The sequence below is a fragment of the Massilia sp. BKSP1R2A-1 genome, from assembly GCF_050586525.1.
Taxonomy (GTDB): Bacteria; Pseudomonadota; Gammaproteobacteria; order Burkholderiales; family Burkholderiaceae_D; genus Telluria.
The window spans coordinates 1-24,805 of the sequence record NZ_JBOBRE010000024.1 but is presented as its reverse complement, the minus strand read 5'-3'; the positions used below and the strand labels follow the sequence as shown (position 1 = coordinate 24,805).

At 66.0% G+C, this 24,805-nt stretch carries 23 protein-coding genes and 1 tRNA gene; 15 read left to right on the top strand and 9 right to left on the bottom strand.

Features of this window, described 5'->3' with window-relative positions; translation table 11 throughout:
• Nucleotides 1–137 precede the first annotated feature (137 nt).
• The 8 genes from rpe to ACQ7JA_RS24550 all read left to right on the top strand — a co-directional run bounded on the left by rpe (nt 138) and on the right by ACQ7JA_RS24550 (nt 6,958).
• Nucleotides 138–827: a ribulose-phosphate 3-epimerase gene (rpe, locus tag ACQ7JA_RS24585; RefSeq protein WP_430902329.1), complete on the top strand. Its 690-nt coding sequence runs from the start codon at nt 138–140 to the stop codon at nt 825–827.
• Nucleotides 827–1,525 carry a phosphoglycolate phosphatase gene (locus ACQ7JA_RS24580; protein WP_430902328.1) on the top strand — a complete coding sequence of 233 codons (699 nt, stop codon included), beginning with the start codon at nt 827–829 and terminating at the stop codon, nt 1,523–1,525. Before rpe ends, ACQ7JA_RS24580 begins: the two co-directional genes overlap by 1 nt.
• Before the next feature lie 201 nt (nt 1,526–1,726).
• Nucleotides 1,727–3,235: an anthranilate synthase component I gene (gene trpE / locus ACQ7JA_RS24575; RefSeq protein ID WP_430902327.1), complete on the top strand. Its 1,509-nt coding sequence runs from the start codon at nt 1,727–1,729 to the stop codon at nt 3,233–3,235.
• Between the two features lies 1 nt (nt 3,236).
• Nucleotides 3,237–3,800 carry an anthranilate synthase component II gene (locus ACQ7JA_RS24570; RefSeq protein WP_430902326.1) on the top strand — a complete coding sequence of 188 codons (564 nt, stop codon included), beginning with the start codon at nt 3,237–3,239 and terminating at the stop codon, nt 3,798–3,800.
• Between the two features lie 69 nt (nt 3,801–3,869).
• Nucleotides 3,870–4,907, top strand: coding sequence for an anthranilate phosphoribosyltransferase (trpD, locus tag ACQ7JA_RS24565; protein ID WP_430902325.1), 1,038 nt, complete (start codon nt 3,870–3,872; stop codon nt 4,905–4,907).
• Nucleotides 4,908–4,918: 11 nt separating this feature from the next.
• On the top strand, nt 4,919–5,554 hold the full coding sequence (locus tag ACQ7JA_RS24560; protein ID WP_430902324.1) for a LysE family translocator: 636 nt from the start codon (nt 4,919–4,921) through the stop codon (nt 5,552–5,554).
• 9 nt (nt 5,555–5,563) lie between these two features.
• The gene (gene trpC / locus ACQ7JA_RS24555; RefSeq protein WP_430902323.1) at nt 5,564–6,364 is read left to right on the top strand and encodes an indole-3-glycerol phosphate synthase TrpC; all 801 of its coding nucleotides are present in this window, start codon (nt 5,564–5,566) and stop codon (nt 6,362–6,364) included.
• A gap of 96 nt (nt 6,365–6,460) precedes the next feature.
• Nucleotides 6,461–6,958, top strand: a complete 498-nt coding sequence (locus tag ACQ7JA_RS24550; RefSeq protein WP_430902322.1) for an energy transducer TonB family protein — start codon at nt 6,461–6,463, stop codon at nt 6,956–6,958.
• A 3-nt stretch (nt 6,959–6,961) separates the two neighbouring features.
• Here the strand turns inward: ACQ7JA_RS24550 and ACQ7JA_RS24545 are convergent, their stop codons facing one another.
• The 7 genes from ACQ7JA_RS24545 to ACQ7JA_RS24515 all read right to left on the bottom strand — a co-directional run bounded on the left by ACQ7JA_RS24545 (nt 6,962) and on the right by ACQ7JA_RS24515 (nt 15,609).
• The gene (locus tag ACQ7JA_RS24545; protein WP_430902321.1) at nt 6,962–8,164 is read right to left on the bottom strand and encodes an amidohydrolase; all 1,203 of its coding nucleotides are present in this window, start codon (nt 8,162–8,164) and stop codon (nt 6,962–6,964) included.
• Between the two features lie 186 nt (nt 8,165–8,350).
• Complete coding sequence (locus ACQ7JA_RS24540; RefSeq protein WP_430902320.1) at nt 8,351–10,180, bottom strand: M61 family metallopeptidase; 1,830 nt, start codon at nt 10,178–10,180, stop codon at nt 8,351–8,353.
• A 79-nt stretch (nt 10,181–10,259) separates the two neighbouring features.
• The gene (locus ACQ7JA_RS24535; protein WP_430902319.1) at nt 10,260–10,835 is read right to left on the bottom strand and encodes a nucleotidyltransferase family protein; all 576 of its coding nucleotides are present in this window, start codon (nt 10,833–10,835) and stop codon (nt 10,260–10,262) included.
• A gap of 3 nt (nt 10,836–10,838) precedes the next feature.
• On the bottom strand, nt 10,839–13,052 hold the full coding sequence (locus ACQ7JA_RS24530) for a molybdopterin cofactor-binding domain-containing protein (RefSeq protein ID WP_430902318.1): 2,214 nt from the start codon (nt 13,050–13,052) through the stop codon (nt 10,839–10,841).
• A gap of 10 nt (nt 13,053–13,062) precedes the next feature.
• On the bottom strand, nt 13,063–13,521 hold the full coding sequence (locus ACQ7JA_RS24525) for a (2Fe-2S)-binding protein (RefSeq protein ID WP_430902317.1): 459 nt from the start codon (nt 13,519–13,521) through the stop codon (nt 13,063–13,065).
• Nucleotides 13,522–13,657: 136 nt separating this feature from the next.
• Nucleotides 13,658–14,374, bottom strand: a complete 717-nt coding sequence (locus tag ACQ7JA_RS24520; protein ID WP_430902316.1) for a DsbC family protein — start codon at nt 14,372–14,374, stop codon at nt 13,658–13,660.
• Nucleotides 14,375–14,391: 17 nt separating this feature from the next.
• A complete protein-coding gene (locus ACQ7JA_RS24515; RefSeq protein ID WP_430902315.1) occupies nt 14,392–15,609 on the bottom strand; it encodes an FAD-dependent monooxygenase in 1,218 nt (405 codons plus the stop codon).
• A gap of 126 nt (nt 15,610–15,735) precedes the next feature.
• Between ACQ7JA_RS24515 and ACQ7JA_RS24510 the strand changes: the two genes are divergently transcribed.
• The 4 genes from ACQ7JA_RS24510 to ACQ7JA_RS24495 all read left to right on the top strand — a co-directional run bounded on the left by ACQ7JA_RS24510 (nt 15,736) and on the right by ACQ7JA_RS24495 (nt 18,898).
• Nucleotides 15,736–15,811: transfer RNA gene (locus ACQ7JA_RS24510), tRNA-Phe, on the top strand.
• Between the two features lie 488 nt (nt 15,812–16,299).
• The gene (locus ACQ7JA_RS24505) at nt 16,300–16,938 is read left to right on the top strand and encodes a choice-of-anchor J domain-containing protein (protein ID WP_430902314.1); all 639 of its coding nucleotides are present in this window, start codon (nt 16,300–16,302) and stop codon (nt 16,936–16,938) included.
• Nucleotides 16,939–17,012: 74 nt separating this feature from the next.
• Complete coding sequence (locus tag ACQ7JA_RS24500; RefSeq protein WP_430902313.1) at nt 17,013–17,438, top strand: post-PEP-CTERM-1 domain-containing protein; 426 nt, start codon at nt 17,013–17,015, stop codon at nt 17,436–17,438.
• Between the two features lie 2 nt (nt 17,439–17,440).
• Nucleotides 17,441–18,898, top strand: a complete 1,458-nt coding sequence (locus ACQ7JA_RS24495; RefSeq protein WP_430902312.1) for a PA domain-containing protein — start codon at nt 17,441–17,443, stop codon at nt 18,896–18,898.
• Nucleotides 18,899–18,957: 59 nt separating this feature from the next.
• Here the strand turns inward: ACQ7JA_RS24495 and ACQ7JA_RS24490 are convergent, their stop codons facing one another.
• Both ACQ7JA_RS24490 and ACQ7JA_RS24485 read right to left on the bottom strand, forming a co-directional pair.
• A complete protein-coding gene (locus tag ACQ7JA_RS24490; protein WP_430902311.1) occupies nt 18,958–20,607 on the bottom strand; it encodes a M28 family metallopeptidase in 1,650 nt (549 codons plus the stop codon).
• A 37-nt stretch (nt 20,608–20,644) separates the two neighbouring features.
• On the bottom strand, nt 20,645–22,231 hold the full coding sequence (locus ACQ7JA_RS24485; protein WP_430902310.1) for an AbgT family transporter: 1,587 nt from the start codon (nt 22,229–22,231) through the stop codon (nt 20,645–20,647).
• Nucleotides 22,232–22,376: 145 nt separating this feature from the next.
• Here ACQ7JA_RS24485 and ACQ7JA_RS24480 point away from each other — a divergent pair, with 145 nt between their 5' ends.
• The 3 genes from ACQ7JA_RS24480 to ACQ7JA_RS24470 all read left to right on the top strand — a co-directional run bounded on the left by ACQ7JA_RS24480 (nt 22,377) and on the right by ACQ7JA_RS24470 (nt 24,767).
• A complete protein-coding gene (locus ACQ7JA_RS24480) occupies nt 22,377–22,748 on the top strand; it encodes a VOC family protein (protein WP_430902309.1) in 372 nt (123 codons plus the stop codon).
• 95 nt (nt 22,749–22,843) lie between these two features.
• Nucleotides 22,844–24,172: a diguanylate cyclase domain-containing protein gene (locus ACQ7JA_RS24475; RefSeq protein WP_430902308.1), complete on the top strand. Its 1,329-nt coding sequence runs from the start codon at nt 22,844–22,846 to the stop codon at nt 24,170–24,172.
• A gap of 151 nt (nt 24,173–24,323) precedes the next feature.
• Complete coding sequence (locus tag ACQ7JA_RS24470; protein WP_430902307.1) at nt 24,324–24,767, top strand: nuclear transport factor 2 family protein; 444 nt, start codon at nt 24,324–24,326, stop codon at nt 24,765–24,767.
• The last annotated feature ends 38 nt before the right edge of the window (nt 24,768–24,805 follow it).

Sequence of the window (24,805 nt, the reverse complement as noted above, 5' to 3'; positions counted from 1 at the left end):
GACAATATTGGCGGGAGCGCCACGTGTGGCGCAAACGACAATCATACCGCGCGGCGCCCTCCAAAGGCGTCCCGCCACAGCGGCATGGGGCCTCATCGGCGTAAAATAGCGGCTTCCTTTTTACGCCCACCGTCACCATGACCACCTACCGCATCGCCCCCAGCATCCTGTCCGCCGATTTCGCCCGCCTGGGCGAGGAAGTGCGCAATGTCGTCGCCGCCGGCGCCGACATCATCCACTTCGACGTGATGGACAACCACTACGTCCCGAACCTCACCATCGGCCCGCTGGTGTGCCAGGCGATCCGTCCGCACGTGGACGTGCCGATCGACGTGCACCTGATGGTCAAGCCGGTCGACCGCATCATCCCGGACTTCGCCAAGGCCGGCGCCAACATCATCACCTTCCACCCGGAAGCCTCGGAGCACGTGGACCGCTCGCTGCAGCTGATCCGCGACCATGGCTGCAAGGCCGGCCTGGTGTTCAACCCCCACACCCCGCTGCACTACCTCGAGCACGTGATGGACAAGATCGACATGATCCTGATCATGTCGGTGAACCCGGGCTTCGGCGGCCAGTCCTTCATCCCGCAGGCGCTCAAGAAGATCGCGCAGGCGCGCCGCATGATCGACCAGTACGGCGAGGGCCGCGACATCATGCTGCAGGTCGATGGCGGCATCAAGGCCGACAACATCGCCGCCGCCGCGGCTGCGGGCGCGGACACCTTCGTCGCGGGCTCCGCCATCTTCGGCAAGCCCGACTACAAGGCCGTGATCGACGCGATGCGCGCCGAACTGGAAACCGTAGCAAAAGCGGTCGGCAAGTAATGCGTCGCGGCGCAGCGGCCATCCGGGCCGCCATCATCGACCTGGACGGCACCATGCTCGACACGGTGCCCGACTTCGAGGCGGCCCTGAACGGCATGCGCGCCGAACTTGGTCTCGCGCCGATCACGCAGGACACCATCAAGCCGCTGGTCGGCAAGGGTTCCGAAAAGCTGGTGCGCGACGCGCTGCTGCTCGACTGGGATGCGGCGCGCGTCGACGCGGTGTTCGATGCCGCGCTGGCCGGCTACCAACGCCACTACCTCGCGGTCAACGGCGAACGCGCTACCCTCTACCCCGGCGTGATCGAAGGCCTGCAAGCCATGCGGGACGCCGGCCTGCGCCTCGTCTGCGTAACCAACAAGCCCATCGCCTTCGCCGAGCCCCTGCTCGAACAGAAAGGCCTGGCGCCGTATTTCGAGCGCGTGTTCGGCGGCGATTCTTTTGCGAAGAAGAAGCCCGATCCGATGCCCTTGCTGGGCGCCTGCGCCGCCCTGGACCTGCCGCCATCCTGCGCGGTGGCCATCGGCGACTCGTCCAACGATGCCGAGGCCGCACGTGCCGCCGGTTGTTATGTGCTCACGGTGCCATATGGTTATAACCACGGACGCCCTGTACAAGAAATTAAATCTGATGGTATAGTGAGTTCGCTGTTTGAAGCAGCAGCGCTCATATCTGCGCATAACGACACCGCAAAATAAGTCATCTATACATGTTTTTCACCAAAAAACACACTGTCAACCAGACCGGCGCCCTTGAGGCCTGGCTGTGGCGACGCTGGCAATCCTGGGCTAACTAAGCCGTATCGATTGCTGCCGGCGCTCGCGTGTTGCGCTGAACTCCGGCAGGTTTTTTGAAGTGAACCACCGCCCTCCCCTCCCATGGGCGGTCTGGAGAAAAGCATGACCGAACTCGAATTCAAATCGCTGGCCAACCAGGGCTACAACCGCATTCCTTTGATCGCGGAAGCCTTCGCCGATCTAGAGACCCCGCTGACGCTCTACCTCAAGCTGGCCCAGTCCCAGCACAGCGGCAAGAACACCTTCCTGCTGGAGTCGGTGGTCGGCGGCGAGCGCTTCGGACGCTATTCCTTCATCGGCCTGCCGGCATCGACCCTGATCCGCGCGAGCGGCAATCGCGTTGACGTCGTGAAGAACGGCGAAGTCGTCGAGACCTTCGAAGGCAATCCGCTCGAATTCATCGAACAGTACCAGGCGCGCTTCAAGGTGGCGCTGCGCCCCGGCATGCCGCGCTTCTGCGGCGGCCTGGCCGGCTACTTCGGCTACGACACGGTGCGCCACATCGAGCGCAAGCTGGCCCACTCATGCCCGCCGGACCAGCTCGGCCTGCCGGACATCCAGCTGATGCTGACCGAAGAGCTGGCCGTGATCGACAACCTGTCGGGCAAGCTCTACCTGATTGTCTACGCCGACCCGTCGCATCCGGAAGCCTATGGCCGCGCGCGCCAGCGCCTGAAGGACCTGCGCGTGATGCTGCGCCGGAGCGTCGACGCGCCGGTCACGTCCAGCTCGGTGCGTACCGAGGCGGTTCGCGAATTTTCCAAGGAAGACTACCTGAAGGCGGTCGCCAGGGCCCATGAATACGTGATGGCCGGCGACCTGATGCAGGTGCAGATCGGCCAGCGCATCCGCAAGCCCTACGTGGATTCGCCGCTGTCGCTGTACCGCTCGCTGCGTTCGCTGAACCCTTCGCCTTACATGTATTACTACAACTTCGGCGATATGCAGATCGTCGGCGCCTCGCCGGAGATCCTCGTGCGCAACGAAGCCCTGCAAGGCGTGGGCAACGAGGGCGGCAAGAAGGTCACGCTGCGTCCGATCGCCGGCACCCGCCCGCGCGGCGCGACGCCGGAACGCGATGCCGAGCTGGCCGCCGAACTGCTGGCCGATCCGAAGGAGATCGCCGAGCACGTGATGCTGATCGACCTGGCGCGCAACGACATCGGCCGCATCGCCGACACCGGCAGCGTCAAGGTCACCGACCGCATGGTCATCGAGAAGTACTCGCACGTGCAGCACATCGTCTCGAATGTCGAGGGCAAGCTGAAGGACGGCATGTCGAACCTCGACGTGCTGCGCGCCACCTTCCCGGCCGGCACCCTGACCGGCGCACCGAAAGTACGCGCGATGGAAGTGATCGACGAACTCGAGCCGAGCAAGCGCGGCATCTACGGCGGCGCCTGCGGCTACCTGTCGTTTGGGGGCGAGATGGACGTGGCAATCGCGATCCGCACCGGCGTGATCAAGGACGGCAACCTCTACGTGCAGGCCGCGGCCGGCATCGTCGCCGACTCCATTCCCGAGATGGAATGGCAGGAAACCGAAAACAAGGCGCGCGCCGTGCTGCGCGCGGCCGAACAGGTGCAAGACGGCCTGGATGGGGAGTTCTGACATGCTGCTCATGATCGACAACTACGATTCCTTCACCTTCAACATCGTCCAGTACCTGGGCGAGCTGGGCGAAGACGTGCGCACCGTGCGCAACGACGAGATCACCCTTGGCGAGATCGAGAAGATGGCGCCCGAGCGCATCTGCATCTCGCCGGGACCGAAGGCGCCGAAGGACGCCGGCATCTCGCTCGACATCCTGCGCGAATTCAAGGGCAAGCTGCCGATCCTCGGCGTGTGCCTGGGCCACCAGGCCATCGGCGAAGCCTTCGGCGGAAAGGTCATCCGCGCCAAGCAGGTCATGCACGGCAAGACCTCGCTGATCGCCCACACCGGCGAAGGCGTGTTCAAGGACCTGCCCAGCCCCTTCACCGTGATCCGCTACCATTCGCTGGCGATCGAGCGGGCTTCGCTGCCGGACTGCCTGGAAGTGACGGCCTGGACCGACGACGGCGAAATCATGGGCGTGCGCCACAAGGAATACGACATCGAGGGCGTGCAGTTCCACCCCGAGTCGATCCTGTCGGAACACGGCCACGCGCTGTTCAAGAACTTCCTCGCGCGCTGATGCGCCCTTGCGCACGTGCCGCATCGCATGCGGCGCCACGCCCGAATTACGCCCTTTGAAGGATCCGCCATGCCGATCACCCCACAAGAAGCCCTGCTGCGCTGTATCGAACACCGTGAGATCTTCCACGACGAGATGCTGCATTTGTTCCGCCAGATCATGTCGGGCGAGATGTCGCCCACCATGATCGCGGCCCTGACCATGGGCCTGCGCGTGAAGAAGGAAACCATCGGCGAGATCACCGCCGCCGCGCAGGTGATGCGCGAATTCTCGACCAAGGTGCCGATGGCCGACACCACCCACCTGCTCGACATCGTCGGCACCGGTGGCGACGGCGCCAACACCTTCAATATTTCCAGCGCCTCGATGTTCGTGGCCGCGGCCGCCGGCGCCCGCGTGGCCAAGCACGGCGGGCGCAGTGTGTCCTCGTCTTCCGGCAGCGCCGACCTGATCGAATCGCTCGGCGCCCAGATCGACCTGAAACCCGAGCAGATCGCCCAGTCGATCGCCCAGACCGGCATCGGCTTCATGTTCGCCCCGAACCACCATGCGGCGATGAAGCACGTGGCGCCGGTGCGCCGCGAGCTGGGCGTGCGCAGCATCTTCAACATCCTGGGGCCGCTGACCAATCCGGCCGGCGCGCCGAACATCCTGATGGGTGTGTTCCACCCCGACCTGGTCGGCATCCAGGTGCGCGTGCTGCAACGTCTCGGCGCCCAGCATGCGATGGTGGTGTGGGGCCGCGACAATATGGACGAAGTCTCGCTCGGCGCCGGCACCCTGGTGGGTGAACTGGTGAACGGCGAGATCCGCGAATACGAGATCCACCCGGAAGACTTCGGCATGTCGATGATCTCGAGCCGCAACCTGAAGGTGGCCAACACCGCCGAGTCCAGGGAACGGGTGATGGAAGCGCTGCGCGGCGAGGCCGGTCCGGCGACCGACATCGTGGCGCTGAACGCCGGCACCGCCCTGTATGCAGCCGGGGTTGTTTCTTCGATCGAGGAAGGCCTGGCGAAAGCGCGTGCTACGATCGCGTCCGGCGCGGCCCTGGCCAAACTCGAGCAATTCGTCACCGTCACGCGCCAGCTCGGCGGCCACGCCTAAAGGAAGGCAGCATGTTCGGCATCCATGACCTTCCGCTCTTCATCATTTCCGGACTGCTGCTGAACATCATGCCGGGTCCTGATTCGCTCCTGATCATGACCCGCAGCGCCACCCAGGGCTGGCGCGCCGGCGTCGCCGCCTCGCTCGGCATCGGCGCCGGCACGATGGTGCACATCTTCGCGGCCGCGCTGGGCCTGTCGGCGGTGCTGTCGACGTCGGCGACGGCCTTCACGGTGGTCAAGCTCGCCGGTGCGGCCTACATCCTCTACATGGCGGTGGGCCTGCTGCGCAGCCGCAAGGCCAGCGGCGAGACCAGGGCGCCGGTGCTCGCTGCCCTGCCCTACCGGAAAATCTTCGCCCAGGGGTTTCTCACCAACGTGCTCAATCCGAAGGTCGCGCTGTTCTTCCTGGCCTTCGTGCCGCAGTTCATCGCGCTCGAGGCGCCAAGCAAGGCCATGGCCTTCATCGTCCTGGGCTGCATATTCAATGTCAACGGCATGCTGTGGTGCTGCGGACTCGCGCTCACCACGGCCAAGGCCAGCGAGCGCCTCAAGCTCAACCCTTCCGTCTCGCTATGGCTCAACCGTGCCACGGGCGGCCTGTTCGTCTGGCTTGGCGTGAAGCTCGCACTGTCCAAGCAAACCTGAGTTTTTCTTATGTCCGATATCCTCAACAAGATCCTGGCCGTCAAGGCCGACGAAGTGGCCGCCGCGAAGAAGCAGCGCGACCTCAACAGCCTGCGCCGCGAGGTCGAAAGCGACCTGGACGCACGCCAGGGCATCCGCGGTTTCGAACGGAGCCTGCGCGAAACAATCGCCGCCGGCAACGCCGGCATCATCGCGGAAGTGAAGAAGGCCTCGCCGTCGAAAGGCGTGCTGCGCCCCGACTTCCAGCCGGCCGCCATCGCCCGGAGTTACGCCGGGCACGGCGCGGCCTGCCTGTCGGTGCTGACCGACGTGCAGTTCTTCCAGGGCTCCGTGGACTACCTGCGCCAGGCGCGCGCGGCATGCAGCCTGCCGGTGATCCGCAAGGACTTCATTGTCGACCATTACCAGGTCTACGAGGCGCGCGCGATGGGCGCGGATGCGATCCTGCTGATCGTGTCGGCGCTGGACCACGGCCTGATGGCGGATCTCGAAGCCTGCGCGCTGGACCTGGGGCTGGACGTGCTGGTCGAAGTGCACGACGGCGAGGAGCTGACGGCCGCCCTGAAGCTGAAGACCCCGCTGGTCGGCATCAACAACCGCAACCTGCGCACCTTCGAGGTCTCGCTCGACACCACCCTCGGCCTGCTGCCGCGCATCCCGCAGGATCGCATGGTGGTGACCGAGTCGGGGATCATGGGGCCGGCGGACGTAAAGCGCATGCGCGACGCGAACGTGCACGCCTTCCTGGTCGGCGAAGCCTTCATGCGCGCGCCCGAGCCGGGCGTCGAGCTGGAGCGCCTGTTCGGCTGACAGCCTTTTCCGCGCAGCTTGCGGAACTCCGGATGAGCGGAAGCGTCGAAGTTGAGCGCCCTTGATGCGCCAACCTGCGACGTCCACTCATCCACCATGAACACGTTTCTTCGCAGTAAAGCGTTCTTCGCCACGCTGCTGGCACTCCTGTCCGGCTGCGCCAGCCCTCCCCCACCCGTGCCGGTCGAAGAGCGCAGCACCATTTCGGTGGACCCGCCCCCGGCCAGGACGCCGGCGCCCGTCCCATCCCCTTCGCTCACGCTCGACGCCTACAAGGCGCACGTGGCGCGCCACATCGTCGAACGCAATAAGGACCGCATCTTCAGCGGCCGCCTGCCGCCGATGCTGCCGGCGATTGTTGTGGTGAACATTACCGTAGACAAGGAAGGCCAGCTGACCGATGTGCGGGTGCAGCGCTCGCGCGACCCGGATGCATCGCGCGTCGCCCTGGCCTCGATGCGGCGCAGCGGCCCGCTGCCCCGGCCCGAAGGCCTGGTGGCGGCGAATACGGAGGCGGTGAGCTTCCTTGAAACCTTCCTGTTCGACCGCGACTACCGCTTCCAGCTGCGCACGCTCGCCGGGCCGCAGGACTGAACTTCAGCGGCCGAGCACGTTCAACACCGCCAGGCTCATGGCCTGCGCGGCGGTCTTGATCGACGGCTCCGGCACCGGCGCATAGAAAGGCGAATGGTTGAAGGCAATCGGCTTGCCGCCGGGTCGCTCGGCCTCCTGCACCGCCTTCGGATCGTAGACGCCGGTGAAGAAGAACATCGAGGGGATGCCTTCGTTCACGAACAGCGAAAAATCTTCGCTGGCGGTCATTGCCGGCATGCGCTGGGCGTTGGCGGCGCCGAAGGCGTCCCTGAACACGGCCTCGGTCTTCTTCACCAGCGCTTCGCTGTTGACGATGGCTGCGCCGCCAGAAATCAACTGGACGTCGGGCGCCGGTGCACCGGCCATCGCGGCGGAGGCATTGGCCACGCGGCGCACGCCCTCCAGCAGCTTGGCGCGCACGGCCGGGCTGTAGGAACGGATGGTGCCGCGCACCTGCACATTGTCCGGGATGATGTTGCCGACCGTGCCGCCGTTGATGGCGCCGATGGTGACGACACCAAACTCCTTCGGATCCTTTTCGCGGCTGACGACGGTCTGCACGTCCACCACGAAGCGCGCCGCGATGGTGATCGGGTCGAGCGATTTATCGGGCGCGGAGCCGTGGCCGCCGCGTCCCTTGAAGACGATCTCGATGGAATCCGAATTGGACGAGACCGGACCGTCGTTGAAGCCGACGGTGCCGTGGGCCAGCGGCCAGGAATGCAGGGCAAAGGCGTAGTCCGGCTTCGGGAAGCGCTTGAACAGGCCGTCGTCCAGCATCGCCTTGGCGCCGGAGACGATCTCTTCGGCCGGCTGGGCGATGAAGACCAGGGTGCCCTTCCATTTGCCCTTCATCTCGGCCAGCGTGCGCGCGGTGCCGAGCCAGCCGGCCATGTGGATGTCGTGGCCGCAGCTGTGGGTGACGAAACTCTCGCTGCCGTTGCTGACGGCCTTGGCGCGGCTGGCGTAGGGCAAGCCGGTCTTCTCCTCCATCGGCAGGCCGTCCATCTCGGTGCGCACCAGTACCGTGGGGCCGGCGCCGTTCTTCAGGACGGCGACGATGCCGGTCTTGCCGACCTTTTCCGTTACCTCGAAGCCGAGCTTGCGCATTTCGGCGGCGAGCTTGCCGGCGGTGCGGACTTCCTGGAAGGCGATTTCGGGGTTGGCGTGCAGGTCTTTATAGACTGTGTCGAGCCAGGGGTACATGCCGCTGACGCGTGTTGAGACGTCGGATTTCAGCGGGGCGGGGAGTTGGGCGGATGCGGAGGCGGCGACAAGCGAGAGGACAGCGGCGGTCAGGGCAAATTTCAAAGTGAGCCTCGGTGCGGGATCGGTTTGAACGCGTGGGCGGCAAAGCGTGGTCCGGTCCCCTGGACCGGACCACGCCTACGGTTAGACGGCGCTCGGGCGTTTGAGGGCCGTCGACTTTTTTCCTGCGACGGCCTGCGACAGGGTGATGCCCGGCACGCGGTCGCCCTGCAGGGTGAGGTCGAATTCCATCAGCTCGTCGCGGCGGAAGGCGTGGACCTTGACCTTGTCGCCGACGCGGTAGCGGCACAGCAGGGCGTCGACGTTCGAGGGATTGCCGGTCACGCGCAGGCCGTCGATGGCGATCACCACGTCGTGCGCCGACAGGCCCGCGCGGTGGGCGGCGCCGCCTTCGTGGACCTGGGTCAGCTTGGCGCCCAGCGCGTCGCGACCGATGCCGGCGTCCAGCGAAGGCTTGCCGCCCTTGCGCTCGTCCACCAGCTTGACGCCGAAACCGGCATACAGCTTGGCCAGCGGCAGGTCTTCGGTGCCGCGCACCCAGCGGTCGAATTGCGTGCGCAGGCGAGCCCCCGCGACCTCGTCGAAGATGGCTTCGACCTCGGCGTCCGTCACGCCACGTCCGGCGCCCTTGTAGAAGTCGCGGCCGAAGCGTTCCCACAGCGCCAGCATCACGTCGTCGAGCGACTTGCCGCCATTGGTTTTGGCGCGGATGGTCAGGTCGAAGGCCAGGCCGATCAGCGAACCCTTGGTGTAGTAGCTGATGATGGCGTTCGGCGAGTTCTCGTCCTGGCGGTAGTACTTGCTCCAGGCGTCGAAGCTCGATTCGGCCACGCTCTGCTTGCTGCGGCCGCTGCCGCGCAACACGCCGCCGATGGTCTTGGACAGCAGCTTGAAATAGGTCGCCTCGCCGATGATCCCGGCGCGCACCAGCATCAGGTCGTCGTAATAGCTGGTGAAGCCTTCGAACAGCCACAGGAGCGGCGTGTAATTCTCGACCTGCAGGTCGTAGGGCGCGAACACGGCCGGCTTGATGCGCTTGACGTTCCAGGTGTGGAAGTACTCGTGACTGCACAGGCCAAGGAAGCGCAGGTAGCCTTCGCCCGGCTCGGCGGTCTTCGGGCTGGCCGTGCTCGGCAGATCGGCGCGCGCGCAGATCAGGGCGGTGGAAGCGCGGTGTTCCAGGCCGCCGTAGCCGTCGCCGACGGCCATGGTCATGAACACATAGCGGTCCATCGGCGCTTTCTTCGTCTGCGGCTCGAAGAAGGCGATCTGGGTTTCGCAGATGGCTTTCAGGTCGGCCTGCAGGCGCGCCATGTCCAGGTTCGGCACGCGGCCGGTGATGACGATGTCGTGCGGGATGCCGTGCGCCTTGAAGGTGGCCAGCTCGAAGTCGCCCATCTCGACCGGGTGGTCGATCAGCTCGTCGTAGTTCGCGGCCACATAGGTGCCGAAGCCGTAGCGCTTGGCGCCCAGTTCCTTCATCGCGGTGGCCACGCGCCAGGATTTCGCCGCCGGGTCGACGGGGCGCTGGATGTCGACCTGCTGCGACAAGGCCTCCTGGCCGACCACGCGCAGGAACACGCTGGTGCCGTTGAAGAAGCCATGGGTCTGGTCGAGGTGGGCGGCGCGCACCGACAGGTCCCAGGCATAGACCTCGTAGTGCAGGGTCAGGGGACCGCTCGTGCGCGCGGCGCGCCAGGAATGCTTGTCCAGCTTGGTAAGCAGCACGTCGGTGCCGCCGCTTTCGGCGCGGATGCGCACGATGTTGCGGGCGAATTCACGGATCATGTAGCTGCCCGGGATCCATGCCGGGAGAGAGAAGACCTGTCCCTCAGGGTCAGGGGCCGCTACCGTGACCGTGACGTTGAACAGGTGCGCCGCCAGATCCTTGGGGACGATCGCATACTGGATGGCTGGCTGCGCGGTGCGCTTTTTTTCGAAAGGTTTTTTCATTTTGTAGGGACGTGCGGCCGGAATATGCTCCCTAGTGTAATCGGATTCGATCACGACTGGAAACATTGACATGCATATGTCAAGCGGGCAGGTCCGAGGGTGTGTCGATATCGCGCAGGATGCCGGGATCCTGAACAAGGATTTCCGTGACGGGATGCGCCTGCAGGAGGCGGCGCGCGCCCTGGTCGCCGCCCAGCCCCAGGAGCGCTTCACGGTGGCAGGCGCCGAAGGCGACGGGGTTGCCGCGCCGGCCAGCATATACGGGAACGGCGATGCCGGCGCCGTCCAGGACCGCGTCGCGCAGCGCCGCCAGGGTGGCGTCCGCCACGAAGGGCATGTCGCCCAGCGCCACCAGCCAGCCCTCGGCAGGCCCGGCGTGCCGCAGCGCATGCACGAGCGAAGCGCCCATGCCGGTGTCGGCATCCGGACACACCGTTACCTCGCAGCCGAGTTCTCTCAGGATGTCCCCTACCCCGCCATCGTCAGGCGGAACCACCGCGACCACGCGCGGCAGGCAGGCAAGGAGGTGGCGGGCGCTGGCCGCGACCACGGGCTCGCCGCCGGGCAGGGTTTGCAGGAGCTTGTTGCGCACTCCCGCAGGATCGAAGCGGCGGCCCCTGCCGGCCGCCAACAGGATGCCGGTCAGGGCCGCCATGGCTTATGCCGACGCCAGGTCGAAAGGCAGCTTGCGCAGGCGCTTGCCGGTCAGGCGGAACACGGCGTTGGCGAAGGCCGGCGCCAGCGGCGGCAGGCCCGGTTCGCCGATGCCGGTCGGCGGATCGTTCGAGGGCACGATGTGCACCTCGACCTGCGGCATCTCGTGGTGGCGCGCCACCACGTAGTCGCCGAAGTTCTGCTGCTCGACCACGCCGTCCTTGAGCGTGATGGCGGCTCCCGGCAGGGTCATGCCCAGTCCCATCAGCGCCGCGCCCTGGATCTGCGCCTCGATCGAGAGCGGATTCACGGGCTGGTTGCAGTGCACGCCCGCGACCGCGCGGTGCAGTTTCGGCACGCCATCGACCAGCGATGCCTCGACCACGTAGGCGACCACCGAGCCGAAGGACTCGTGCACCGCCACGCCCCAGGCGCGTCCTTTCGGCAAGCCCTTCTTGCCGTAGCCGGACTTGGCGACCGCCAGGTCCAGGGCGGCGCGGTGGCGCGCATGCTTCTCGCCCATCAGTTTCTTGCGGTAGGCGACCGGGTCGACCCTGGCAACGTGGGCCGCCTCGTCGATCAGGGTTTCCATCACGTAGGCGGTATGGGTCGAGCCGACCGAACGCCACCACAGCACCGGCACGTTCTGCTGCACGCCGTCGACGGCGAGGTTCATGGGCAGGGCATACGGCTCACCCATGCCTTCGATGGTGGTGCCGTCGACGCCGTTCTTGACCATCATCGGCTCGAACAGGGTGCCGGCCATGATGGACTGGCCGACCACCTTGTGGTCCCAGGCCACGATCTCGCCCCTGGCATCGATGCCGATGTCGGCGCGGTGCACATAGGAGGGACGGTAGTAGCCGCCGCGGATATCGTCCTCGCGGCTCCACACGATCTTCACGGGGCCGGCGTGGCCGGCGGCTCGGTAGGCCTTGGCGATGCGCACGGCGTCGCCGATCCAGTCCGACGACGGCACCGCGCGCCGGCCGAAGCCGCCGCCCGCCATCATGGTGTTGATCGTGACCTGCTCCGGTTTCAAGCCCAGCAGCTGCGCCGCCACCTGCTGGTCCACGGTCTGGAACTGGGTGCCGGCCCAGATCGTGCAGGCGTCGCCCTTCAGGTCGACCACGCAGTTGAGCGGCTCCATCGGCGCATGCGCCAGGTAGGGGAATTCATACACGGCCGAGATGCGGTGCGGCGCGCCGGCCAGCTTCGACACGTCGGACTGGCGCGCGACAGCGCCGCCCGGCGCCTTGGCCAGTTCGCGGTAGCGCGCCAGCTGGGCGTCGCTGCTCACCTTCTCGACCTCGCCCGTATTCCACTCGGCGTTCAGGGCGTCGCGGCCCTGCTTGGCGGGCCAGTAGCCTTTTGCGAACACGGCCACGCCCCGCGCGCCGCGGTCCAGGTCCACTTCCAGCACGTCGAGCACGCCCTTCACGGCGCGCGCGGCTGCGGCATCGAACTTCGCCACTTTGGCGCCGAACACCGGCGGGCGCGCCACCACGACCGTGACGGCATTTTCCGGCGTGAAGTCGATGCCGAACTGCTGGCGGCCGCTCGACTTGGCGCGCGCATCGATGCGGCGCATGGGTTTGCCGATGTAGCGGAAGGCTTTCGCGTCCTTGAGCACGACGGTCGCCGGCGCCGGCTGCTTCATCGCGGCCTCGGCCAGCGAACCGTAGCTGGCCTTCTGGCCGGCCGGGCCGACTACGACACCCTTCTCGGTCCGGCACTGGCCAGGCTGGACTTTCCACTGCTCGGCGGCGGCCGCCACCAGCATCGCGCGGGCGCGGGCGCCGATCTCGCGGTACTGGGTGAAGCCGCGCGCGATGCTGCCCGAGCCGCCGGTGATCTGGATGCCGAAGGCAGGGTCTTTATAGATGTCGCCGGCCGGCGCCAGTTCGCCGCGCATCTGCGACCAGTCGGCGTCGAGTTCCTCGGCGATCAGCATCGGCAGCGAGGTGTGTACGCCCTGCCCGAATTCCAGGCGGTTGACGATGACGGTGACGGTGTTGTCCGGCGCAATGCGCAGGAAAGCGTTGGGGGCGTAGACCTTGGCTCCCTGGGCCTGGGCGAAGCGGTTGGCGCCGGGGACGACGAAGCCCAGCACCAGGCCGCTTGTCGCCAGCGCGCCGGTCTTCAGGAAGCCGCGCCGCGACAGGCCGCTGCCGATGGCGCGGGCGGCTGCCGCGCGGTCGATCCAGTCGATGTGCATGGCGGCTCCTTCAGGCCAGGGTCTTGGCGGCATCCTTGATGGCCGCGCGAATCCGTTGATAGGTGCCGCAGCGGCAGATATTGCCGCTCATCGCATTGTCGATGTCGGCGTCGCTCGGGCGCTTGTTGGTGCGCAGCAGGACGACGGCGCTCATCACCTGGCCGCTCTGGCAGTAGCCGCATTGCGGCACATCGTGCTTGACCCAGGCGTCCTGCACCGCCTTGCCGACGCTGTCGTTTTCCATCGCTTCGATGGTGGTGATCTTCATCCCCTGCGCGCTTGAAATCGGCGTGATGCAGGAGCGGATCGGGTTGCCGTCCAGGTGCACGGTACAGGCGCCGCACAGGGCCGCGCCGCAACCGAACTTGGTCCCGGTCATGTCGAGGTTGTCGCGCAGCGCCCAGAGGATGGGCGTGGAAGGATCGGCGTCGACCTGCAGGTCGCGCCCGTTGATGTTCAAGGTCACCATGTACTGCTCCCTAGTTTGGACTACGATCGTTCTTGTTTTTGTAGGGTGGTCGGCTCTGCCTACCGCGCGTTCAACTCACGGATGCGCAGTGGTGACGCATTCTTTGGCTGAACGCGCGACGGCGAAGCCATCCGCCCTACTTGAGACTTTGCAGCTTGGCTTCCAGCGTCTTCAGATCGACCGCGCCGGGAATGCGCGAGCCGTCGGTGAAGAAGATTGCCGGCGTGCCCTGGATCTTGAGCTTCTGGCCGAGGGCGACGATCTTGTCGTTCGGGGACTCGCAGGCGGCCGGCGCGCTCGGCGGCAGCTTGCCGTTGATCATCCAGTCATCCCAGGCTTTCACGCGGTCCGGCGCGCACCAGATGTTCTTCGACTTCACGAAGGAATCCTCGGAAAGGATGTTGTACATGAAGGTGTAGATGGTGACGTTGTCGAGTTCCTTGAGCGTGGTCTGGCGCAGGCGCTTGCAATAGCCGCAGTTCGGGTCTTCGAACACGGCGATGGTGCGCTTGCCGTCGCCCTTGACCTGCTTCAGGGCCATCTCCAGCGGCAGTTCCGAGAACTTGATCTTGTTGATCTCGTCGATGCGGGCGCGGGTCAGGTCGGTCGAGGTCTTGGTGTCGTAGACGTGGCCGATGAAGAGGTAGTCGCCCTTCTTGTCGGTATACAGGATGTCGCCGGCCACGCGCACCTCGTACAGGCCGCCGTAGGGGGTTTCGCGCACGGATTCGATCTTGGCGCCGCCCAGCTTCGGTTCGAGCGCCTTCTTGATGGCGGCTTCGGTATTCTGCGCCTCGACGCAGGATGCGAGCAGGCCCGTCGCCAGCAGCACGGCGACCTTGGTTTTCAACATGGTGTGTTCCTTGAGGGTTACTTGCCCATCGCGTGCGCCATCAGGCGACGCTTAACCATAGGCAATTTATCGAGCAAGTTTAATCCGAAATTGCGGACAACGCGCACTGGCTCGAGGTTGGCGCCGAACAAACGTTCGAGGCCGTCGGTCGCCCATTGCATGAGCAGCACGTCTTCCTTGCGCTTGCGGGCGTAGCGCGCCAGCACCCGCTCGTCGGCGATGCCGCGCCGGTCCTCGCGCTCGCGCAGCACCTGGAGCAGGTCGTGGATGTCGCCGAAGCCCAGGTTCATGCCGTGGCCGGCCAGCGGATGCACGGCGTGGGCGGCGTCGCCCACCAGAGCCACGCGCGGCGCCACCAGGGAGTGCGGACGCACCAGCGCCAGCGGCACCGCCTTGACGGCTTCCGGCTGCAGCGGGCGCAGGGCGCCGAGCTTCTCGTCGGCGTATTCGCCGAGACGGATCGCCAGCTCGCCGAGCGACTCGTCCATGAGGGTGTCGGCCAGGGTCTCGGGCGCCGACCAGACCAGCGAGACCTGGTTGCCGGGCAGCGGCAGCAGCGCGATGATGCCGTCGGCGCAGGTGAACCACTGGTGGGCCACGCCGTGGTGCGGCTTCTCGCAGGCGAAATTGGTGACGATGGCGCGCTGGTGATACATGCGGTAGTCGACCCCGATGTCGCACTGGCCGCGCACCCACGATTCGCGTCCGTCGGCACCGACGACCAGCTCGCAGGCGATCTTCCTGCCGTCTTCCAGCACGATGGCCGCCCCCGCTTCGCTGCACGTCAGGTCCACCGCGCAGCCGGAGACGATCTGCACGTTCGCCGCGAATTTCAGGGCCGCGTCCAGTGCGCCGTTCAGGTTGCTGTCCTCGACGATCCAGGCCAGGGTGCCGACATGGGCGCCGAAGGCGTCGAAGCCGAGGTTGCCGCCCTGCTGGCCGTCGCCATGGATGTCCATCGCATCGACCGCCTGCACCCGCGCCAGGTCGAGTGCACCCCAGACCTTGAGCCCGGCCAGCAGGTCGTGCGCCGTATGGTTCAGGGCATAGACCCGCACGTCCCAGGGCTTTTCCGCGGCCGAGGCCGTCGGCGCGTCGGGCGCCGGGCGCGCAGGCGGCGCCAGGAGGGTGACGCTGTACCCCGACTGGGCGAAACCAAGGGCGGCGGTCTTGGCGATGGCGCCATTGCCGACGATGCAGACGTCGCTGCGATGCTGGGCGGTGGTGGTAGTCATGAAACACATTATAGCGAGATGCCAATAGCGCGCCGGGCATTGCGGGCCGCGCGCGGCCCCGCGTGAACAGGATTCCGCCAGGGGCTTGCGCAGATGAAAATCGCTGGCTATAATCATGCCTCTCTTGGCCTGGTAGCTCAGTTGGTAGAGCAGAGGATTGAAAATCCTTGTGTCGGTGGTTCGATTCCGCCCCGGGCCACCAAGAATTCGCAAACGCCACCTTCGGGTGGCGTTTTTGCTTTCGGACCATTACTGTCATCAAGCTGTGACAAGTCTGCGCTGTATTCGCGCTGCCACTGTCAGGTTTCCCGACGACTGCCTTCCTGCCTCCTTGCCCCGAAATGATGCGACGCAACGCCGGGTGTTGCCATGCACCGGTATCCTTCATTTCCGCTGTGTGATCTGCGCTGCAGCATTTCCCAGCAACATCTACAGTGTATTGACAACACCGAAAATTTTGCACTTTTTTTGTGCAAAAATGCGTTTTTCTTCGCATTTTGTCGAAGAGTTTTACATTTATATGTATAACTTTTGTGGCAGACCAATATTCCTTAGTTAAATCAATTGTCTAGAGAGCTGGCACGTTAAATGCCTAACAGACGTATCGGCCAATGATCTTTCGCCGCTACTGCGGGATGGGCCCAGCCACAAGCGGCCCCGCCCACTGTCCAACTCTTTGGAGCCCACTCGATGATGAAGAAAGCACTTGCTGCAATGGTAATGTCGGGGATGATGGCCTCGGCCCACGCCGACTATCTCGTGAAGGAAGGTTTTGAAAACGTCGGCACGCTGGCCGGCAATGGCTGGGTCTTGAACAACATGAGTTCGCCGGCTGGCGTCACCGGCTGGTACCAAGGCGATCAGCAAGCGTTCAGCGCCAAGAGCGGCGCCCCGAATGGCTACATCGCGGCAAACTACAACAACGCGGCTGCCGGCGGCACCCTGGCGAACTGGCTGATCACCCCCGAGTTTTCCGTTGACCAGGGCGCCATCGTGTCGTTCTGGGCGCGCGCCGGTGCGGCGGACGGGTACAGCGACATGTTCTCCTTCGGCTTCAGCAACGGCGGCATCGCACCTGCGAACTTCACCATGTCGAGCGCCGAGACCGCCGACACCGACGGTTGGGTGCGCTACGAAGCCCGCTTCGAGAAGGGCCTGGCCACCGGCAATGCCCGCTTCGGGCTGCTCTACACGGGCGAAGCCGACTTCGCCAATTACATTGGTTTCGATAACCTGAGCATCAGCGCGATTCCGGAACCGTCGAGCATGCTGATCCTGGGCGCCGGCGTCATGGGCCTGGTCGCGGCCCGCCGCCGCAAACGCGGCTGATCGCAAGCCGCCCATTCGCAAGCGGAACGCGCAGCGAAAGCGTGCTTCGCCCAACCCGATATCAGGAGAACGCCATGTCCCAGAAACACCCGTCCGGCCCGCGCCTGCTGTGCGCCGCCGGCATCACCCTGGCCCTGCTGGGCCTGTCCGCCGGAGCCGCCGCCCAGGAAGCCGATCAGCAAGGCGCCGAGTCGCTGGTCGTCGTCAAGGACGCCGAAACCGGCAGGCTGCGCGCGCCGACCGCAGCCGAAGCGGCTGCGCTGAAGATGCAGGCGGATGCCGCCAAGAGCATGATGCGCGCGGCGCCGCAGAAGCCGCTGAGCAAGGTCAGCCGCAGCGGCCTGCGCGGATTCCGCGTGACCGACGAGATGATGTCCCAATCCGTCGCGGTGCGCAAACCCGACGGCGGCATCGAGCGCCAATGCTTCGATTCGCACGGCGCCGGCGCCGACGCTGTCGCCAAAGGTCACGTCCATTCCACCCAGGCCGTCACGGAGTAACCATGCAGATGAACCCCTTTTCGCGCACCGCCGCCCGTTCGCTGATCGCCGCCGCCGCCGCCCTGACCTGCCTGGCCGCCGAAGCCGCCACCATCAAGATCCAGAGCCGTGATCCGGCCGGCTACGGCTTCAACGATCCGACCCCTGTGAAGCCGGTCGGCGGCAACATGGGCACCACGCTCGGCGAGCAGCGCATGAACGTGTACCGCCATGTCGCCGACGTCTGGGCCAGCAAGCTGGAGAGCGACGTCGAGATCACCGTCTCGGCCGGCTGGGAAAACCTGGCCTGCACGGCGACCACCGCCACGCTCGGCAGCGCCGGCGCCTGGAACATCTGGATCCTGGAGGAGCCAGGCCAGGAACCCACCCTGTATCCGCAGGCGCTGGCCAACAAGCTGATCGGCGAGAACCTGTCCGAAGGCCAGCCGGACGACGGCAGCGGCTACGGCAACGTCGACATCAAGACCCAGTTCAACGCCCGCCTCGGCCAGCCGGACTGCCTGGCCGGCAGCCCCTTCTACCTCGGCCTGGACGGCAACAACGGCGACGAAGTCGACTTCGCCGCCACCCTGCTGCACGAACTGGGCCACGGACTCGGCTTCTCGGTCCTCGGCGTCAGCACCTCGTCCGGCAATCGCGTCTACGGCTACCCGAGCATCTGGGAACGCTTCATGTACGACAACACGGCCAAGAAGACCTGGCTGCAGATGAGCGCCGCCGAGCGCAAGGCCTCGGCGATCAATCCGCTGCAGCTGGCCTGGACCGGCCCCAGGACGGTCGCCGGCGCCAGCATGCTGGCGTCGCTGCCGGTGGTGAAGTCGGCCAGCCCGGCCGGCACGGTCCCGACCGCGCCATACACTCCGTCGGTCTTCGGTCCGGCCGTCCCGAGCACCGGCAAGCTGGGCGTGCTGGCGGTGATCGCCACCCAGGCCGGCGAACTCGGCCCGGGCTGCTCGCCGTTCAACGCGGCCAACGTCGCCGCAGCCAAAGGCAAGGTGCCGATCATCAGCCGCGGCGGCTGCCCCTTCACCCAGAAGGTGAAGAACGCGCAAGACGCGGGTGCGGTGGCGGTGGTGCTGGCCAATAACGTCGCAGGCAGCTTCGCTCCGGGCGGCGCCGACTCCTCGGTGCGGATTCCTTCGGTCGGCGTGACCCAGGAGGACGGCGCGACCCTGAAGGCGGCCGTGGCCGCAGCCAAGCCCTACGGCACGCGCAGCGCGCCCGGCCAGGTGACCGCGTCGCTCGCCATCGACCCGAACCGCAAGGCCGGCGCCGATCTCGCTGGACGTCCGCTGCTGTATACGCCGAACCCGCTGGTGGGCGGCTCCTCGGTCTCGCATTTCGACGTCTCGGCCTCGCCGAACCTGCTGATGGAGCCGAGCATCAACGACGACCTGACGCTGGAAGTGACGCCGCCGAAAGACCTGACCCTGCCGCTGCTGAAGGACCTGGGCTGGTAATCCCTGCCTGAGCCTTTCGAACGCCACCGTCCGCGGTGGCGTTTTTCATGGTGCGCCGCTTATTTGCGCAGCGACGCCGACTGATCGCGCGCCGCACGGAACTCTGAATCCGCCGCCCAGTTCGGCCACTTGCCGGAGTTGGCCAGGTCGCTGCCCAGCCCATACAGCAGCTCGAGGTCGCGCGCCATGCCGGTGAAGGGCCAGCTCGGGTCGAAGTTGTCCGCGGGTTGATGGTAGGCCTTCTCGGTGTAGGCCTCTTCCGAAGCCTTGCCCGCCTTGACGCCACCTTGCACCCAGTCGTTGCCGGAACCGAAGGAGATGGCCGGCACGCCGCGCTTGGCGAAGGGGAAGTGGTCGGAGCGGAAGAAGTAGCCCGCTTCCGGCTTCGGGTCCGGCGAATACTGCATGTTCCACCCCTTGGCTTTGGCGACCAGCTGGTCCAGCAGTTCCAGCTTGGCGCTGCCCGAGATGGTGAAGTTGTTTGCCGGGCCGTAGGGGCTGAGGGCGTCCAGGTTGATCACGCCCACGGTCGACGCCAGCGGATACAGCGGGTTCGAGGCGTAGTACTCCGAGCCGAGCAGGCCCTTCTCTTCGGCCGTCACTGCCAGGAACACGACGCTGCGCGCCGGCGCCGGCGCCTTGCCGTAGGCGCGCGCCAGTTCCAGCATGGCGGCGATGCCGGTGGCGTTGTCCACCGCGCCGTTATAGACCTTGTCGCCCTTCGCATCCGGCTGGCCCACGCCCAGGTGGTCCCAGTGGCCGCTGTAGATCACCACCTGGTCCGGCTGCTTGCTGCCCGGGCGGATGGCGACCACGTTCTTCGACTTGATGACCTGGGCATCGACCGCGTAGTCGGCCGACAGGGTCACGCCCTTGAGTTCGACCGGCTTGAAGCCGCGCGTCTGCGCCTGCTTCTTGAGCGCTTCGAAGTCGAGCCCCGCGCTCTTGAAGATGCTTGCCGCGAGGTCGCGCTGGATCCAGGCTTCCATCGGCGCGTGCGACTTGAGCGGCTCCTTGCGCACCACGTCGTACATCACGTTGGTGTTCGAGTTCTTCACCGTCGCCCAGCCATAGGAAGCCGGCGCGGTCTCGTGCACGATGATGGTGCCCAGCGCGCCGCGGCGCGCCATTTCCTCGTACTTGTAGGTCCAGCGCCCGTAATACGTCATCGCCTTGCCGCCGAATTCGCCCGCACCTGGCTCGAAGTCCGGGTCGTTGATCAGGACCACGGCCAGCTTGCCCTTCAGGTCCATGCCCTTGAAGTCGTCCCACTTGCGCTCCGGCGCGGTGACGCCGTAGCCGACGAAGACCAGCGGCGCATTCTTGAAGGCGACCTGCTTCATGCCGCTCATCGAGGCGCGCACCGCCATGTCCTCGCCCTGCTTCAGGCTGCGGGTCTTGCCGCCCTCGACCAGGTTGAGCGCGACCGGACCCTTGATCTCGAAGCGCCCGAGGGGCACGTCCTGGGTCCAGGCGCGCTTGCCGCCCGCCAGGTCGCCGCCCGGCTGCAGGCCGGCCGCCTTGAACTGCTCTACCAGGTAGTCCACGGTTTTGGTTTCACCGGCGGTGTTCGGGCCGCGGCCCTCGAATTCGTCCGAGGCCAGCACTTTCACGTCCTGCGACAGGCGCTTGGCGTCGAACTTCGGCGCGTCGGCGGCCTGCACGGTGGCGGCGGCAAGGCCCATCAAAACTAGCGTAGCGTATTTCACACAGTCTCCATGTCGTAGCGAATAGGGATATGAGCGTTCAGTTCGCTGCCGGGTAGGTGTAGGTCGATCCGACGCCAAGCGGGATGTCCAGCGCCCAGAAGCCCAGCAGGAAGGCGGTCCAGCATACCAGCATCGCCACCGAGTACGGCAGCATCAGCGCGATGAGCGTGCCGATGCCGGTCGACTGCACGTATTTTTGGCAGAACACGATAATCAGCGGGAAGTAAGGCAGCAGCGGCGTGATGATGTTGGTCGAGGAGTCGCCGACGCGGTAGGCGGCCTGGGTCATGTCGGGCGAGACGCCGAGTTCCATCAGCATGGGCACCATGACCGCGCCGATCAGGGCCCATTTCGCGGAGGCCGAACCGACGAACAGGTTGACCGTCGCCGTCAGGAGCACGATGCCGGCCAGGGTGACGCCCATCGGGAAGGCCATCTCCTTGAGCCACAGGGCGCCCTTGATCGCCAGCAGCGCGCCCAGGTTCGACTGCCCGAAGGCGAAGATGAACTGCGCGCAGAAGAAGGCCATGACGATGTAGTAGCCCATGCCGCTCATGGCATGGCTCATCCCCTTGACGATGTCGCGGTGGTTCCTTGCGGTGCCGGCGACATAGCCGTACACCACGCCCGGGATCAGGAAGAAAATGAAGATCAGCGGGACGATCGACTGCATCAGGGGCGCCGACGCGTGCGTGATCTCGCGGGTATCCGGCGCACGCCATGCCGAGCTCTCCGGCACGATCGACAGCACCAGCAGCGCCAGGCTGGCGACCATCGCGATGCCGGCCCAGCGCAGGCCCTTGCGCTCGCGGGGCTGCAGTTCGTCCAGCTTCGGCAAGGCCGCCGGATCGGCATCGACGACGGCGGTCTTCTTCAGGCGCGGTTCGATGATTTTATCGGTCAGGAACCAGCCGACGAAGATCACCAGGAACAGCGACGCCGTCGTGAAGTAATAGTTGTTCAGGGGGTTGATGACGACCGAGGCGGCGTCCGGATCGGACGAGAGCCGCGCCGCCACCTGGGTCAGGCCGGCCAGCAGCGGATCGAGGCTGGAAGGCAGGAAGAAGGTGGCCGAGAAGCCGCCGGACACGCCGAAGAAGGCCGCCGAAATGCCGGCCAGCGGATGGCGTCCGGCCGCGTAGAAGATGACGGCGCCCAGCGGAATCACCAGCACATAGCCGGCATCGACGGCCACATGGCTCAGCACGCCGACGCCGACCAGCACCGGCGTGAGCAGGCGCCTGGGCGTGACGGACAGGATCTTGCGCAGGCCGGCGTTGATGAAGCCGGTGTACTCCGCCACCCCCAGGCCCAGCATCGCCACCAGCACCACGCCCAGCGGCGGGAAAGTGACGAAGGTATTGACCATGCGCGATGCGAAGTCCGTCAGGGCGGCGGGCGCGAGCAGGTTCTTGACCTCGATGGCCTTGCCGGAGCGCGGATCGATCTCGGTAAATATCATGCCCGACATCGCCCACGAGGCCAGCCAGACCACGGCCAGCAGCAGGGCGAACAGGATCGCAGGATCGGGCAGCTTGTTGCCGACCACTTCGACCGCGTTCAGGATGCGATTGAGTCCGCCAGCTTTCCCGGCAGCCGTCTGCGTTTGCGTCTTTTCAGCCATGACTTACCCTTGTCGAAGAACAAACGATGAGAGTAGCACAGCAACTCGGCAGTAAACGGACTTTGCCGATCGTCATGACGGCGTAACGACAGGGGCCGGCCGGCGGATGCGATAATGCGGCTTCGCCAACACCGTGGAGGCTGCCATGCCCCGTATTGCCGACATCGACCATGTCCAGGTCGCCGTTCCTCCCGGCGCCGACGAGGCCGCGCGCGCCTTCTATGGCGGCGTGCTGGGCCTGCGGGAAGTGCCGAAGCCGGCGCCGTTGAATGCCTCGGGCGGCGTCTGGTTCCAGCTGGGCTCCAGCCAACTGCACATCGGCGCCGAGCAGGGCTTCGCGCCGAACAAGAAGGCGCACCCGGCCTTCGTGGTGGAGGAATTCGAGGCCTACTGCGCGCTGCTGCGCGACCGCGGCGTCGCCGTGCGTGAAGAAGTGCAGGTCTACGGCCGGCGCCGCGCCGGCATCGAAGACCCCTTCGGCAACCGCGTGGAACTGATCGAAGCCGCGCGGCCCTGACAGGTTTTCCGATCGGCCGGCCGGCACCTGCCAGCGCCAGAAATATTTACATTGCATATCACCAGGAAGCGAGCCGCGCCACTAGAATAAGAGGCATGGACGATCTTCTCGACGCACCAGTGGCCGGCCTGGCCGACCTTCTGCTCGATGCAATCTGCCTGGTCGACGCCAGCGGCCGCTTCGTGTTCGTCAGCGCCGCCTGCGAGAGCATCTTCGGCTATACCCGGGAAGAAATGACCGGCAAGCTGGTGATGGACCTGGTGGCGCCGACGGACCGCGCCCGTACCATGGCCGCGGCCCAGGCGGTCATGCAGGGCCGCTCGCACACCAACTTCGAGAACCGCTATGTGCGCAAGGATGGGAGCGTCGTGCATATCATGTGGTCGGCGCGCTGGCTCGAAACCGAACAGCTGCGAGTGGCGGTGGCGCGCGACGTCACGCCCTTGAAGCAGGCCCAGGCGATGCAGGCCGCACTGTACGCCCTGTCGGAAGCCGCCCACGCATGCCATGACCTGCCCAGCCTGTTCCAGCGCTGCCACGACATCATTGGCGAGCTGCTGCCGGCGTCTGCCTTCGCCGTCGCCCTGCCCGAGGGCGCCGCCCAGGCGCTGCGTCTGACCTACCACGCGGGCGATACCGCGCTTGCCGCACCACTGTTGAGCCTGTGTGAAGATGCCATGCGCAACAACACCGTGCAGAGCGCCTCATGTGCAGTCTCGCATGGTGGCGACGGCATGCTGGCGGTCCCGCTGACGGCGGTGCGGGAAACAGTTGGCGTGCTGGCCCTGTGCAATCCCGGCCGCGGGTATACCGAGCACGAGCGCAGCCTGCTGCTGTTCGTGGCGAATCAGTTCGCCGCGGCCATCCAGCGCAAGCAGCTCCAGGCCAGGATGCACTTCATGGCGATGCACGACGAGCTCACGCAACTGCCAAACCGGCGCCTGTTCCTCGACCGCCTCGAGACCGCACTTGCGCGCGCGCAGCGCCACCAAGACCGCCTGTCGCTGCTGTTCATCGACCTGAACCGGTTCAAGCAGGTCAACGACCGGCATGGCCATGCGGCCGGCGACCGCCTGCTGCAAGAGGTGGCGCGGCGCATCGGCGGCTGCGTGCGCGAGAGCGATACCGTGGCGCGCCTGGGAGGCGACGAGTTCGTGGTGCTGCTGGAATCCGTTGCTCTTCCTGCGGATGTGGAGCCGGCCATGGAAAAGATCCACCATGCCCTGGCCGCGCCATTCGTCCTCGGCGACGGACTCGTGCTGGAAGTCTCGGCCAGCATCGGCGCCGCGCACTACCCGCAAGACGGCGACAGCGTCCAGGCCTTGATGTCGTGCGCGGACATCGCCATGTACTGTTCGAAGAAAAGCGCCGCCTCGACCGAAGGCAGCAGCCAGGCAAGCCTCGGCCGGGCGGTGGCGCCATGAAGCCATGCCGAACGGAAAATGGAAGCGAGATCCGGCATTGCGGCAACTCCACAGCGGCGGATCCAGCCCGCATCGTCCCGACGACCGCCAGGCCTTGAACATTCTCGTCCCTGGACCATACTGGAAGTCCACCTTCCTCCAGGAGACGGCCATGAACGAGCAGCAGAATATTGAACTGGTGCGCCAGGCGTATGCGGCATTCGCCCGCGGCGACGTCGACCACGTCCTGGCCTGCCTGTCGACGGAGGTCGACTGGGAGATTCCCGAGGTGCCCACCCTGCCCTTCACCGGCAAGCGGCACGGCCGCGAGCAGGTGCAGGAATACTTCCGGCTCAACAGCGAGCTGCAGGCGGTGCGCGACTTTGCACCGCGCGAGTTCATCGCCCAGGGCGACAAGGTGGTCGTGCTGGGCCACGGCGCCTGGACCACGCGCGATACCGGGCGTGACTTCGAGAGCGACTGGGTGCACGTGTTCACGGTCGAGAATGGCCAGGTCGTGGCCTTCCGCGAATTCCTGGATGCCCACGTCGCGGTGGAGGCCTTCCAGTGCTATCCGCTGACGGCGACGGCGACAGGCGACCCGGCGCCGCATTGAGGCAAAAAAAAAGGCGCTGTCACCGTTGCCTGTTGGGC

Bases quoted from the DNA above. Each gene is read 5' to 3' on its own strand.
- rpe (WP_430902329.1), top strand. From the start codon at position 138: ATGACCACCTACCGCATCGCCCCCAGCATCCTGTCCGCCGATTTCGCC.
- ACQ7JA_RS24580 (WP_430902328.1), top strand. From the start codon at position 827: ATGCGTCGCGGCGCAGCGGCCATCCGGGCCGCCATCATCGACCTGGAC.
- trpE (WP_430902327.1), top strand. From the start codon at position 1,727: ATGACCGAACTCGAATTCAAATCGCTGGCCAACCAGGGCTACAACCGC.
- ACQ7JA_RS24570 (WP_430902326.1), top strand. From the start codon at position 3,237: ATGCTGCTCATGATCGACAACTACGATTCCTTCACCTTCAACATCGTC.
- trpD (WP_430902325.1), top strand. From the start codon at position 3,870: ATGCCGATCACCCCACAAGAAGCCCTGCTGCGCTGTATCGAACACCGT.
- ACQ7JA_RS24560 (WP_430902324.1), top strand. From the start codon at position 4,919: ATGTTCGGCATCCATGACCTTCCGCTCTTCATCATTTCCGGACTGCTG.
- trpC (WP_430902323.1), top strand. From the start codon at position 5,564: ATGTCCGATATCCTCAACAAGATCCTGGCCGTCAAGGCCGACGAAGTG.
- ACQ7JA_RS24550 (WP_430902322.1), top strand. From the start codon at position 6,461: ATGAACACGTTTCTTCGCAGTAAAGCGTTCTTCGCCACGCTGCTGGCA.
- ACQ7JA_RS24545 (WP_430902321.1), bottom strand. From the start codon at position 8,164: ATGTACCCCTGGCTCGACACAGTCTATAAAGACCTGCACGCCAACCCC.
- ACQ7JA_RS24540 (WP_430902320.1), bottom strand. From the start codon at position 10,180: ATGAAAAAACCTTTCGAAAAAAAGCGCACCGCGCAGCCAGCCATCCAG.
- ACQ7JA_RS24535 (WP_430902319.1), bottom strand. From the start codon at position 10,835: ATGGCGGCCCTGACCGGCATCCTGTTGGCGGCCGGCAGGGGCCGCCGC.
- ACQ7JA_RS24530 (WP_430902318.1), bottom strand. From the start codon at position 13,052: ATGCACATCGACTGGATCGACCGCGCGGCAGCCGCCCGCGCCATCGGC.
- ACQ7JA_RS24525 (WP_430902317.1), bottom strand. From the start codon at position 13,521: ATGGTGACCTTGAACATCAACGGGCGCGACCTGCAGGTCGACGCCGAT.
- ACQ7JA_RS24520 (WP_430902316.1), bottom strand. From the start codon at position 14,374: ATGTTGAAAACCAAGGTCGCCGTGCTGCTGGCGACGGGCCTGCTCGCA.
- ACQ7JA_RS24515 (WP_430902315.1), bottom strand. From the start codon at position 15,609: ATGACTACCACCACCGCCCAGCATCGCAGCGACGTCTGCATCGTCGGC.
- ACQ7JA_RS24505 (WP_430902314.1), top strand. From the start codon at position 16,300: ATGATGAAGAAAGCACTTGCTGCAATGGTAATGTCGGGGATGATGGCC.
- ACQ7JA_RS24500 (WP_430902313.1), top strand. From the start codon at position 17,013: ATGTCCCAGAAACACCCGTCCGGCCCGCGCCTGCTGTGCGCCGCCGGC.
- ACQ7JA_RS24495 (WP_430902312.1), top strand. From the start codon at position 17,441: ATGCAGATGAACCCCTTTTCGCGCACCGCCGCCCGTTCGCTGATCGCC.
- ACQ7JA_RS24485 (WP_430902310.1), bottom strand. From the start codon at position 22,231: ATGGCTGAAAAGACGCAAACGCAGACGGCTGCCGGGAAAGCTGGCGGA.
- ACQ7JA_RS24480 (WP_430902309.1), top strand. From the start codon at position 22,377: ATGCCCCGTATTGCCGACATCGACCATGTCCAGGTCGCCGTTCCTCCC.
- ACQ7JA_RS24475 (WP_430902308.1), top strand. From the start codon at position 22,844: ATGGACGATCTTCTCGACGCACCAGTGGCCGGCCTGGCCGACCTTCTG.
- ACQ7JA_RS24470 (WP_430902307.1), top strand. From the start codon at position 24,324: ATGAACGAGCAGCAGAATATTGAACTGGTGCGCCAGGCGTATGCGGCA.